Origin of the sequence: Vibrio tapetis subsp. quintayensis (assembly GCF_030409945.1) — a bacterium.
In the GTDB taxonomy this organism is placed as follows: Bacteria; Pseudomonadota; Gammaproteobacteria; order Enterobacterales; family Vibrionaceae; genus Vibrio; species Vibrio quintayensis.
The window spans coordinates 192044-205130 of the sequence record NZ_JAUFQV010000011.1; the positions used below are offsets into that span (position 1 = coordinate 192044).

Below are 13087 nucleotides of genomic sequence, written 5' to 3' on the forward strand. Positions count from 1 at the left end.
TTGCTCCTGATACATCGACTTGAATGGTGGCCACTCAAGTTAAAATTCAATAAATATGTCGTGCTGCTGACCATTGCGATCTACGGTTAAATTTAACTCGGTAAGATCTGAAATGGATTGCCATATTTTGCCCATGGCAGCAGGATCACTTAAGTCGGCGCCATTCATTTGGGTGGCGATGTCCCCTTGCTTTAACCCGACAGAATCAAACAGCTCTCTGTTTTTTCCTGGGCCCACACGGTAACCCACCACTCGGCCATCTTTTTTTACTTGAGACAAACGAATGTATTGCATAATTTGCTGAGGATTTTGTGTAATTTCACGACGAATTTGTTCAAGTTGTTCTGCGGGAAGCCCTGTTGATTGAGCAGATTTAACCGGTTGATGAGCCTGAGATTCAGAGAGCTTGCTGTACTTCACACCTTCAAGCATCAGGGTTTCATCTTGACCTTGGTTTTCTATGATCACACGATCAATCATGACCACTTTCAACACAGCTCTTGTGCCATCAATGGTTTCACCGATGCCATAAGTATTCTGTTTGCCGCGATTAGCCACTACCGCCAAACTTTTATCACCAGAACTACTTGCAACCGCCCCTACTAAAACGAGGTTTAGACGTGTCTTTGGTGCATCAACCACTTGCTGTACTACGGGTTTCGGCGCCGCTTGTTGCGAATAGTGACCAAACAGATGCGCATCCAACAAACGAGTAACCGCTTGCTGTTGACCTTGGCTGGCCACATTAGACGAAGAATGGCCATTCACAGGGATAGGAGTCCAGCGTGTAACTTGCTGATCTTGATAAGCCAAGCCCCATGCTAATTGCCCCACCAGCCATGCCGATAAAGCAATAAACAGTAGAGTGAGCAATAAGCTAATTTTTCCTTGCGCTTGAGTTGCGAATTCGATGGCTTTGTTCGCGGTGCGATTAAGTTGAAATTTCTGCACCAATTGAGAAGGCATTAGCGGCGCTCCCTGTCCCCAGATAAAACTTATAAAAATTTAGCTCGCCAGCGTACACAAAGGCTTTGGCTATGTCATATTAATTTACAATTCGGAGGCAATAAGCGAGCTGCATGCCTCATTCCGTCCACTTTCCATTCCGTTTCCGTCACGAATGAAAGGTTGAATTTCGTATTATTCGTCACCATTATTTATTTCAGTAATGAAGTCAATCGTTAGAGGCCTGATTTAACTATGAGTTCAAATAGTAATGCCGTAAGGCTAGATAAATGGCTTTGGGCTGCCCGTTTTTATAAAACACGCTCAATCGCACGAAATATGGTTGATGGCGGCAAAGTCCATTATAATAAGCAGAGATCAAAGCCGAGCAAGATAGTAGAGCTTGGTGCCATTGTGCAACTCAGACAAGGCAACGAGGAAAAAACCGTCGTCATTGAAAAGATTTCCGATCAACGACGTGGGGCTCCTGAAGCGCAAACTCTTTATAGAGAAACCGATGAGAGTATCGCCAAGCGCGAAGAAGACGCTCAGAAGCATCGCCTTAACGCGTTGCATAGTCCAAGCCCAGATCGACGTCCTGATAAAAAGCAGCGTCGAAATATCATTAAATTTAAACAGCAATAAGCCGGAGCCCATCGCATGGCCAACAACCTTTTGCATCGCTACCTATTTGACAACCTATCTGTTCGTGGCGAATTGGTACAATTGGACGACACATACCAACAAATTATTTCAAGCAAAGAATACCCAGCGCCGGTAGAACGACTTCTGGGTGAATTGCTTGTCGCAACCACACTCTTAACAGCGACTTTAAAGTTTGAAGGTTCTATTACTTTGCAATTGCAAGGTGATGGCCCTGTCTCTATCGCTGTGATTAATGGTGACCACGATCAAAAAATTCGTGGTGTTGCTCGCTGGGAAGGCGACATCGCAGAAGACGCGACTTTGCATCAGCTCATGGGCAAAGGTCACCTCGTGATCACAATTTCACCAAAAAAAGGTGAACGCTATCAGGGTGTGGTCGGTTTAGAAGGCGAAACACTTTCTGAAGTGCTTGAAGGTTACTTTGAACGCTCAGAACAACTAAAAACACGCCTTTGGTTCCGTTTAGGTGAGTTTGATGGCAAACCACATGCCGCTGGTATGCTACTTCAAGTGATGCCAGATGGCACAGGTACACCGGATGATTTTGAGCACCTAGAGCAGCTGACTAACACCGTAAAAAATGAAGAACTTTTCAGCTTGCCTGCCAATGAGATTCTTTACCGTTTGTATAATCAAGAAACGGTTCAACTGTTTGATCCGCAACAAGTTGAATTCTTTTGTGGCTGTTCAAGAGAACGTAGCGGAGCGGCGATACTGACTGTAGCACGTGAAGAGCTAAACGACATTTTAGCCACTGAAGGATCAGTTTCTTTACATTGTGATTACTGCGGCACGAATTACGCGTTCGACGAAAAAGACGTATCAGCATTGTTTATAGATGCCGATAACAACAGTGGAACCGTGCATTAATTAAACATTTTTAATAAGCCAGTCAAAAAACGATTAAAGCCAGCGTAACGCTGGCTTTTTTTGTTATTTACCTCACAAAATCACACACTTATCGATATCATTTGTGCACTTATTTTTTTCAAAGTATTAATTCTTTTGATCTAGCGCAAAGGTTTGCTTTGCCTATAAAATGGACAAGCTAAAACTGTGAACAGGGTTATGATTCCCCAAAAAATTCAGGGCTATTCTTTGATGCATATCCCTGTTTTATCTTAGTCCTGTTGTTAGCATGGTGAGCAGATAAAAAAAATTATTACAAAATCCCTACAAAAAAATATCCTACAAGGAGCACCTATGACTGTTATGGAACATACTAAGGCTGCACAACTAGATCTAACTAAATACGGTATTAACGGCGTAACTGAAGTTCTTCGGAACCCAAGTTTTGACCAACTATTCGAAGAAGAAACGCAACCAGAGCTAGAAGGCTACGAGAAAGGCGTAGTGACTGAGCTGGGTGCTGTTGCTGTTGATACAGGTATTTTTACAGGTCGCTCACCAAAAGATAAGTACATCGTTAAAGATGAAACCACTGCCGATACTATGTGGTGGTCTGATCAAGGTAAAAACGACAATAAACCTATCGACTTGAAAGTATGGAATGAGTTGAAGCAACTCGTGACAACCCAGCTTTCCGGTAAACGTCTTTTTGTTATTGATGGCTATTGTGGCACCAATGACGACACACGACTTAAAATTCGTGTCATTACAGAAGTAGCGTGGCAAGCGCACTTCGTGAAAAATATGTTCATTCGTCCTACTGAAGAAGAGCTCGTAACTTTTGAACCTGATTTCGTTGTGATGAATGGCGCAAAAACCACCAATGAAAAATGGCAAGAGCACGGGCTTCATTCTGAAAACTTCACGGTGTTTAACCTAACGGAAAAAATGCAGTTGATCGGCGGTACTTGGTACGGCGGCGAAATGAAGAAAGGCATGTTCGCTATGATGAACTACTTCCTTCCTCTTCGTGATATTGCGTCTATGCACTGTAGTGCTAACGTGGGTGAAGAAGGCGATGTTGCTGTATTCTTCGGCTTGTCTGGTACCGGTAAAACAACACTTTCTACCGATCCTAAACGCCAACTAATTGGTGATGATGAGCACGGTTGGGATGACGAAGGTATCTTCAACTACGAAGGCGGCTGTTACGCAAAAACGATTCGTCTATCCAAAGAAGCCGAGCCAGACATTTACAACGCTATTCGTCGCGACGCACTATTAGAAAACGTCACTGTGCGCAACGACGGCTCCATCGACTTTGATGACGGTTCTAAAACGGAAAACACCCGTGTTTCTTACCCAATTCATCACATCGAGAACATCGTTAAGCCCGTTTCTAAAGCCGGCCACGCTGAAAAAGTAATCTTCCTTACCGCGGATGCATTTGGTGTGCTTCCTCCAGTAGCTAAGCTAACTCCAGAGCAAACGAAGTACCACTTCCTTTCTGGCTTTACCGCTAAGCTAGCAGGTACTGAGCGCGGCATCACAGAGCCAACGCCAACGTTCTCTGCTGCATTTGGTGCTGCATTCCTTACCTTGCATCCAACCAAATACGCTGAAGTATTGGTGAAACGCATGGAAGCTGCAGGCGCTCAAGCTTACTTAGTGAACACTGGCTGGAACGGCACAGGCAAACGTATCTCTATTCAAGATACTCGCGCCATCATTGACGCTATTTTAGATGGTTCAATTGATAAAGCCGATACCACGCAAATCCCTGTGTTTAATCTAGAAGTTCCTACTGATCTTCCTGGTGTAGATAAAGGCATTCTTGACCCTCGTGATACCTATGTTGACCCTCTACAATGGGACAGCAAAGCGGAAGACTTGGCTCAACGCTTTATCAAAAACTTCGCTCAGTACACTGATAATGACGAAGGTAAATCACTGATTGCTGCAGGGCCTCAGTTAGACTAATGACGTAAATAGATACCAAGCCCCTCATTTGAGGGGCTTTTTTGTTGAATCTATTCGCTATTTGAGCCAGTCTGGATGATATCGATGTTAAAAAGTCGACCAGCACTAGCATCAACCGCGTTAAAGGAATCAACGAATGAGAAAAGCTCTTGCACTTATCATCCTGATGATCAGCTTATTGCTTATCTCTATATTGGTTCTGTTTGCTAGTCTGCACACTCGATACGCGACACCCGTCGTGAATTTCATTTTTAAGCACGCATCATCGCAAACCATTCGTGCTGACCTGATCGAATATCAATCCCCTTATCATTTTACTTTCCATGGTTTAGAGCTTTCGACCAACCCTGAACCTCTCTATATTGAAACGGCACAACTTTGGTTGAATCAAAGCCTTATATCACAAGGAAAACTGGCGATAGATAGCGTGCTTTTAAGTGGCTTTCAACTCCAACAAGGGATCCCAGAAATCACACCCTCGCCTTATGTTTCCATCGCTCAAGTCGCGGTGGATCATTTAGATTATTCCGACGATGCGTTGATCGTTCGCGATCTGAGCTTTCAAATAAAGCAGCCGGAATACGCACCTTCTGCTGATTGGCCTTTACGCGGCGAAATTCAATTGTCAGCAGAGCAGATGTATTGGCACAACGAGGCATTTGATCAGGTTCTGCTGGATGCCGATGTATTACCTGACGGAGCGAAAGTCTACGGCTTATCGTTTAAATGGAATCAAGCTAACGTTGCGACTCAGGCGGAATGGCTAAACGATCAATGGCACCTCATTAATGCGTCGATTACAGGCTTAAAGTTAGGGCCTGAACAATGGAAGGAAGTACAATCGAACCAAGTGCTTGAGCACTTTAATACTCCGGTTTTTATTGAGAGACTCGACTTACTTTCAACCACCATAGCCAGTGATGCACTCTCGTTGACCGCGGCAGATCTCACTCTCGACAACATTCAGTACCCCGTTAACGTTTGGCAGCAAGATGGCCGCCTCTCTGTAAATGCCGAAAGCATTACACTAGGGGAACAAGCTTTACTTGAACCGACGTTAAGCCTGCGTTTAACCCCTAACAAAATCACCATCGATGACCTTAATATCGGCGTCAAACGCGGATATATTCAGCTTCAGGGTTACCTAGATCCAAACGCTATTTCGCTAGAAAACTTGACTATATCGGGCTTGGAATGGCTAGTTAACAACGTTGAAAATAGCAGTGGATCCATGCGTGATGATTTAGAATCGCTAGGGTTGAATACGCTCATTGATGAGTTCGATCAACTGCGTCAACCAAGGTCGGTTACCATTGAACGATTACGAATTAAACGTAGCCAGTACATTGACTTAGCCAGCACACCGAAGCGTCAGGTGTCTGGATTAAATGTCTCTGGCGATCACCTGATTTTAGTGAAAAACAGTAAACTTGGCTTATGGAATGGCACCCTAACTCTATCAGCCAATAGTGCCAGCATAGGCGAGCTCATCGCTTCTCAATCTCTTATTGAGGCGCACGCTCAAGATGGCGTGAGTTATTTAGACAAACTTGTGGTGCCATTGGAGCACGGTTTAATGCGTGCACAAGGGAAGATTGATTTCACACCATTGAGCCAGCCTTGGCAGCTTAAGTTTCAAACTGATGGATTCCCACTGCAAACACTTGGCTACTGGCGAGCAATCCCTTTGGGTATGAAAGGTCTGGCGGAAGTGGAATTCGATTTGAACGGTTTAGCTGGCGACGAAGCCATGCTCAATTATTCTCTGAGTGGCTTTGCTAATATCAGCCTACGCAATACCAGTATTGAACCTGCATTCAACCAAATAATGAAGCCTAACGCGGATCAATTGATCTTGGCATCTCCTATCACGTTTGACGACTTCAGCATCCAAATGCAACGGGGCAAAATCGACTTAACCCACACCAATATAAAGGGTGACGGCTTTTCAGGAGACTTAGAAGGGAAGCTCGACTTGGTAGCGGATGACATAGGTAAACTGACTCTGTCTTTAGCGAATCACTGTGGACAAGTACGTGTTGATTTACTGGCAGGACAACAAGAAATCAACAACGTAGATTGTAAAACAGGTGCGATTCAAACCGAAAAAGTCATTATTCCGATTGATTGAAGGTTCTAAAGGCTAAGTTCTAAAGGCTAGATTACGGACACAAGTGTCTAAGTCCAACAGTAACTTCACGTTTCTTACTTCGCTTTTAGCACTTCGCTTTTAGTACTTCGCTTTTAGTACTTAGAACTTCACCTACCCTCGGTAATTCGGCAACAACATATAAGTGCCGACAAATTCTACGGCCGCTTGCTCACCGCTGAAAATGGTCACACTGATGATCACACGAGCTTTTCGCCCTGTTGCTAATCTATCTAAATCACCACTGATCCCATCTAATGATGTTGCAGCAATAGGGGCATGCTCTACTGGGTGGCGATAACGTATTTGGCTATCGGCTAAAACAATATCCGCTTCAAGCCCACGTTCTTTCATCAACAACCACGTCATGCCCCAACCAGTCAGTGTCGCCAGAGTAAACGCAGATCCGGCAAACATGGTGTTATGAGGGTTTAAATTAGGATTAAGCTGCGCTGCACATTCAAAACGATAACCTGTGTATTGGTTTATCTTGATGCCCATTTTGTCACTAATTGGTATTTGTTGCTCCCAACGCTGCTGCAGGTCGGCGCACCACTCTGGGCGTCGCAATACGTTGGCTAATGGGTCTAACGACTTGATCATCTGCTGATGACGAAGTGGGCCTCTTTCATCGCTGAGTTCACCCTGACTTTCAAAGCCGTTTTTCTCGTAAAACCTGATCGCATCTTCACGCGCATTGATCACCAATCGCTTTACGCCCTCTTGACGAGCAAACGACTCCAGCGCCACCAGCACTAAAGAACCAACGCCTTTATTTCTTCGGTTTGGTTTTACCGCCATATAACGAATTTGACCTTCATTATCTGGCGTAATGTACAAACGCCCCACCGCCATCGGACGACCTTTGCCATCGACAATCATACGGTGGTGACTCATTTCGTCGTATTCATCACGTTCAGAACCAATAGGCATACGCCAAGGCTCTCGCAGCATCTGCCAACGAAAATGGTAATACTTATTCTGTTGATTCGCCGTTTTTGGCGTGATCAGTTTAAACATGGAAATCCTTTTAGTGGTGAAATACTAAAAGCGAAGCTCTAAAAGCGAAGCTCTAAAAGCGAAGCTCTAAAAGCGAAGCTCTAAAAGCGAAGCTCTAAAAGCGAAGCTCTAAAAGCGAAGCTCTAAAAGCGAAGTGTGATGCGCGGAAATAAAAAGCGAAAATAAAGTTTCAAAAACTTCGCTTTTAGTACTTCGCACCTAGCACTTCCTCACACCTGCAACCAAAACGTTACTGGGCCATCATTCACTAGCGATACTTTCATATCCGCACCGAAACGGCCTCGTTGCGTGTTAATCGTCTCTGCGCATTTATCGGCAAAAAAATCGTACCAATGTTCGGCATCGGTTGGGTTAGCGCCTTTAGAAAACCCTGGGCGTGTGCCCTTTTTTGTGTCTGCGGGTAATGTAAATTGAGACACCACCAAAACACTGCCGTTCACTTGTTGAACATTTAAGTTCATTTTTCCGGCATCATCTTCGAATATACGATAAGTCAGAACTCGCTCTAATAAGCGCTTTGCTTTGGCTTCATCGTCTTCTTTTTCTACCCCAAGCAACACCAATAAACCTTGGTCAATTTCTCCGGTAATTTCACCGTCTACTTTGACCGATGCTTCACTTACTCGCTGTATCAGTGCTATCACTTTTTGTTCCTTGCTGTTCCATTATAGATGCGGATTCCAACTCGAGAGGTTGGCTCGATACATCCATTGCTTCGTTTTGATTTTGTTCAGAATACCACAGCTTCTGCTCACCAAGGCTCGCGGTAACTTCAGCCCCTAATAAGACAATCAACCAGCACATGTATACCCAAACAAATAAAATAGGGATAGCGGCAAGAGCGCCATAAATAAGCTGATATGAGGGAAAATGTGTGATGTAAAGAGCGAACCCTTTTTTACTCAACTCAAATAAGACAGCTGCAACCAACGCACCAATCACCGCATCACGTAACGCAACCTTGGTATTTGGAACCAACAAGTAAAGGCCAACAAAAGCAAAGAAAGATAGGATAAACGGCAACCAACGCAAGAAATAGGTGTAAACCGTCGAAATGGCTTCGCTATCTAAAAAATTAAGTGACGTAATGTAAGAGGTTGCAGCAATACTTGCTCCCACCATGATTGGCCCTAGAGTCAGCACCATCCAATACATTGAAAACGAATACACGCTGCGGCGTTTGTCTTTTACTCGCCAAATAAAATTCAAGCTCTTATCAATATTAGAAATCAACATCAGCGCAGCTACAAACAAGAAAGCACCGCCTACTGCGGTCATTTTACCGGTATTCGCTACAAAGTCGGTCAATGCGGATTTCACGGCAATGCCCGCCGCAGGAACAAAATGCGTGATAACGAAATCTTGCAATACGTCTCCAACGTCAGCAAACAGCGGAAAAGAAGACAGCACCGACAACAATACGGTTAACAACGGGACGAGCGATAGCAGCGTAATATACGCCATATAACCTGCACTCACGGTTAAACGATCGTGAGAAACTCGGTTCACCAAATATTTGGCAAAGTTTTGAGACTGAATAACCATCTTGTTTAGCGTCAACTTGTATCTCCCTGCCAAGTCGTTCATAGTTTTGAATATTGACGCGCCCAATAGGACGCGGACTTACATTCTATACGAAAAGGAAATTCGAATGCGTTATTTGTTGCCATTATGCATTGCACTATTTGGCCTAACTGGCTGCCAATCCACTTATTATTCAGCAATGGAAACCGTGGGCGTGCATAAACGAGACATCATGGTAGACCGCGTCGAAGACGCCAAAAAATCCCAACAAGATGCGCAAGAGGAGTTTTCTAGTGCGCTTGAAGCCTTGTCCAGTCTAACCAATTTTGATGGTGGCGACTTAGAAGGTATGTACAACAAAATCGATGACAAATACCAAGACAGCGAGAAAGCTGCTGAAGAAGTTGCCAGCCGTATCAGCGCCATTGAAGATGTATCCGAAGCTCTATTTGATGAATGGCAGGACGAGCTAGAACTGTACACCAGCAGCAAACTTCGCCGCGATAGTGAAGCCAAATTAAAGCAAACTAAAGCATCTTATAACGACATGTTACGAGCGATGAAACGCGCGGAAAACAAGATGACTCCCGTATTAAATACGCTACGCGACAATACCTTGTATTTAAAACACAACTTGAATGCCAACGCGATTGGTTCACTGCAAGGTGAGTTCATGAGCTTAGAAAAAGACATCAGTGTTGCGATTAAAGAAATGAAAGCCGCAATTGCTGAGTCTGATAAGTTTTTGGCAAAGTTGAAGTAAGGGAAAAGCGGGACGCTGCGCTTAGGCGGAAGGCGGAAACCTAAATGCTTTAAGTTCAGTTAGCAGTATGAATTATGTATCCTAATTAGCATGCTTTTTATTATGGATTGCTTCACATGCTACCTATCATCATCACTGGCGGGCCAGGGGCGGGTAAAACCACCCTGGTTAACGCGCTGGGCCACCTAAACTATACAATCTACGCAGAAGGGTCTCGTACCCTAATCGAGCAGCAGAGTGTAATAGAGGGCGGAATTTTGCCATGGCACAACCTCGGTGGTTTTGCCAAATTGTGCTTGGAATTAATGTCTCGCCAAAAAACGGAAGCCATCGAGGGAAGTGACATCTCGTTTATGGACCGTGCGATTCCTGATATTTGTGGCTATCTCACCAAAGGTGGTTTACCCGTACCCGAATCCTATCGCCAAGCAAGCCTTGGTTATCACCCACAAGTGTTCTTCTGCAAGCCATACGCAGACATTTACGTTCAAGACGATATAAGACCCTACCCGTTTGAAGAAGCGTTAGAGATCCACAAAGAGCTCGTTACAAGCTACCAAGCTTTAGGTTATGAAGTGGTTGAGGTGCCTTGGGGCACGGTAGAGCAACGGGTTGAGTTTGTGGTTGAAGGCGTGAGGCGTGAGGCGTGAGGCGTGAGGCGTGAGGCGTGAGGCGTGAGGCGTGAGGCGTGAGGCGTGAGGCGTGAGGCGTGAGGCGTGAAATTGTGTTTGTTCGCTTTTGGATGTCAAACTCTCTTTCCAATAGCTCGGATCTCAGTGCTTTATCTTTTGATCTCGTCTTTAGCCTTTAGCCCTTCGCCTTAAGCCTGCCTCTTAACAAAAAAAGCCCCGCTATCACTAGCAGGGCTTTCTAATTTCTACACGGTCTTGCTAACTAAAAAATTAGTCTTTAGCTGGACGTGCTGCGCGCTTACGCTCGTTTTCAGTAAGAAGTTTCTTACGAATACGGATGCTTTCAGGCGTTACTTCTACTAGCTCATCTTCGTCGATGAACTCAAGAGCTTGCTCTAGAGTGTGACGGATTGGCGGAGAAAGAACCTGTGCTTCATCAGTACCAGATGCACGAACGTTAGTTAACTGCTTACCTTTCAAACAGTTTACAGTAAGGTCGTTAGAACGGTTATGAATACCGATTACTTGGCCTTCGTAAACTTCGTCAGCGTGCTCTGCAAATAGACGACCACGAGCTTGAAGAAAGAACAATGCGTAAGTCAAAGCTTTACCAGTAGCGTTCGAAACAAGAACACCATTGTTACGTTGACCAATTACGCCGCCTTTGTGAGGACCGTAGTGATCGTACGAGTGGTAAATAAGACCAGAACCAGACGTCATTGTTAGGAATTCAGTTTGGAAACCGATAAGACCACGAGAAGGCATCATGAAGTCCATGCGAACACGGCCTTTACCATCTGGTGCCATGTCAGTTAGCTCGCCTTTACGTAGGCCGATGCTTTCCATGATTGCACCTTGGTGCTCTTCAAGAACATCGATAGTAACCGTCTCAAACGGTTCCATTTTCTGACCATTTTCTTCACGGATGATTACTTCTGGACGAGATACTGCTAGCTCGAAACCTTCACGACGCATGTTTTCAATCAGGATAGATAGGTGAAGTTCACCACGGCCTGATACACGGAAACGATCTGGGCTTTCTGTTTCTTCAACGCGCAATGCAACGTTGTGAACCAGTTCTTTTTCAAGACGCTCAAGGATGTTACGTGAAGTAACGAACTTACCTTCTTTACCAGCAAACGGAGAAGTGTTTACTTGGAAAGTCATGGTTACTGTTGGTTCATCAACAGACAATGCTTCCATTGCTTCAACATTGTTTTGGTCACAGATAGTGTCTGAAATTTTCAGCTCACCAAGGCCTGTGATTGCAATGATGTCACCCGCATTAGCTTGTTCAACTTCATGGCGGTCAAGGCCAAGGTAACCAAGAACTGTACCGACTTTACCGTTACGTTTTTTGCCTTCAGCATTGACGATAGTTACTTGTTGGTTTGGTTTAACAGAACCACGAGTAACACGACAAACACCGATAACACCTACGTAAGAGCTGTAATCTAGTTGAGAAACTTGCATTTGAAGTGGGCCGTCAAGGTCAACTTGAGGCGCTTCTACTGTATCAACAACCGCTTGGAACAATGGTTCCATGTCTTCGCCAACAACGCCTTCTTCCATTGTTGCCCAGCCGTTAAGAGCTGAAGCGTAAACAGTAGTGAAGTCTAGTTGCTCATCAGTAGCACCTAGGTTGTCGAAAAGGTCAAAGATTTGATCCATAACCCAATCAGGACGAGCGCCTGGGCGGTCAATCTTGTTGATTACAACGATTGGCTTAAGACCGTGTGCGAACGCTTTTTGCGTTACGAAACGCGTTTGTGGCATTGGGCCATCTACTGCGTCAACGATCAAAAGAACAGAATCAACCATCGACATGATACGCTCAACTTCACCACCGAAATCGGCGTGTCCTGGGGTATCTACGATGTTAATGCGGTAGTCATTCCAGTTAATTGCGGTGTTTTTCGCAAGAATGGTAATGCCACGCTCTTTTTCGATATCGTTCGAGTCCATGACGCGCTCTTCAGCTTCACCACGAGACTCAAGCGTACCTGATTGCTGTAGCAATTTGTCAACCAACGTTGTTTTACCGTGGTCAACGTGCGCGATAATCGCGATATTTCTTAACTTATCAATCTGTGGAGTAGCCATGGATTTCGATTCACTCATAAAAGTAGCCGCGTCTTATTAACAATTAATAAGTGCCGCTCACTTGATTTTAAAAACGGCCAATAATGTATCAGATTTTGGCGAAAAACCTAGAAATATGTGATCTATTTCCGCTTATTTCTTATTTATAGCTTATAAATCACATAATACCCTGCCCTATAGACCAGCAAAATTAAGCGCGCGAACATTTTATGAAATGGGAGACTGAATCCAGAGACAAAAAGGAGATTGACAAAATACAAAATTGATTGCTGAATAACCTTGGCTTGGTTAGGTTTATTACTCACCTTTAAGTTGCACCATCTTGGTGCCTTTAGGGATCATTTTGGTGCAACCAAACGCACCAAAATAAACGTTAATTACATAACGAGCTGAATATAAAGGATTATTTTTTTTGGCACGATTTTAGCTTTAGTAGAACAGTCATCGATTAATATC

General features: G+C 44.4%; 11 protein-coding genes. 6 read left to right on the top strand and 5 right to left on the bottom strand.

Going from position 1 to position 13087, the window contains the following annotated elements:
• Positions 1-39 precede the first annotated feature (39 nt).
• Positions 40-966: a type II secretion system protein GspC gene (gene gspC, locus QWZ04_RS04340; RefSeq protein WP_290325319.1), complete on the bottom strand. Its 927-nt coding sequence runs from the start codon at positions 964-966 to the stop codon at positions 40-42.
• A gap of 234 nt (positions 967-1200) precedes the next feature.
• Between gspC and hslR the strand changes: the two genes are divergently transcribed.
• From hslR to QWZ04_RS04360, 4 genes are all read left to right on the top strand, one after another.
• Positions 1201-1590, top strand: a complete 390-nt coding sequence (gene hslR / locus QWZ04_RS04345) for a ribosome-associated heat shock protein Hsp15 (RefSeq protein WP_290325321.1) — start codon at positions 1201-1203, stop codon at positions 1588-1590.
• A gap of 15 nt (positions 1591-1605) precedes the next feature.
• Positions 1606-2481: an Hsp33 family molecular chaperone HslO gene (gene hslO / locus QWZ04_RS04350; protein WP_290325323.1), complete on the top strand. Its 876-nt coding sequence runs from the start codon at positions 1606-1608 to the stop codon at positions 2479-2481.
• Between the two features lie 333 nt (positions 2482-2814).
• Positions 2815-4440 (top strand): phosphoenolpyruvate carboxykinase (ATP), encoded by a 1626-nt coding sequence (gene pckA / locus QWZ04_RS04355; RefSeq protein ID WP_290325325.1) that lies wholly within the window; start codon positions 2815-2817, stop codon positions 4438-4440.
• A gap of 136 nt (positions 4441-4576) precedes the next feature.
• Positions 4577-6571, top strand: a complete 1995-nt coding sequence (locus QWZ04_RS04360; RefSeq protein WP_290325327.1) for an AsmA family protein — start codon at positions 4577-4579, stop codon at positions 6569-6571.
• Between the two features lie 132 nt (positions 6572-6703).
• Here the strand turns inward: QWZ04_RS04360 and QWZ04_RS04365 are convergent, their stop codons facing one another.
• From QWZ04_RS04365 to QWZ04_RS04375, 3 genes are all read right to left on the bottom strand, one after another.
• Positions 6704-7609: a bifunctional GNAT family N-acetyltransferase/hotdog fold thioesterase gene (locus tag QWZ04_RS04365; protein ID WP_290325329.1), complete on the bottom strand. Its 906-nt coding sequence runs from the start codon at positions 7607-7609 to the stop codon at positions 6704-6706.
• Positions 7610-7818: 209 nt separating this feature from the next.
• A complete protein-coding gene (dtd, locus tag QWZ04_RS04370) occupies positions 7819-8253 on the bottom strand; it encodes a D-aminoacyl-tRNA deacylase (protein ID WP_290325332.1) in 435 nt (144 codons plus the stop codon).
• On the bottom strand, positions 8225-9154 hold the full coding sequence (locus QWZ04_RS04375) for a virulence factor BrkB family protein (RefSeq protein ID WP_290325525.1): 930 nt from the start codon (positions 9152-9154) through the stop codon (positions 8225-8227). The genes dtd and QWZ04_RS04375 overlap by 29 nt, the downstream gene beginning before the upstream one ends.
• Before the next feature lie 106 nt (positions 9155-9260).
• Between QWZ04_RS04375 and QWZ04_RS04380 the strand changes: the two genes are divergently transcribed.
• Positions 9261-9896, top strand: coding sequence for a DUF2959 domain-containing protein (locus QWZ04_RS04380; protein WP_290325334.1), 636 nt, complete (start codon positions 9261-9263; stop codon positions 9894-9896).
• A 116-nt stretch (positions 9897-10012) separates the two neighbouring features.
• Positions 10013-10546, top strand: coding sequence for an AAA family ATPase (locus QWZ04_RS04385; RefSeq protein ID WP_290325337.1), 534 nt, complete (start codon positions 10013-10015; stop codon positions 10544-10546).
• A gap of 252 nt (positions 10547-10798) precedes the next feature.
• Here QWZ04_RS04385 and typA read toward each other — a convergent pair whose 3' ends face one another.
• Positions 10799-12631: a translational GTPase TypA gene (gene typA, locus QWZ04_RS04390; RefSeq protein WP_102523480.1), complete on the bottom strand. Its 1833-nt coding sequence runs from the start codon at positions 12629-12631 to the stop codon at positions 10799-10801.
• Positions 12632-13087: the final 456 nt, after the last annotated feature.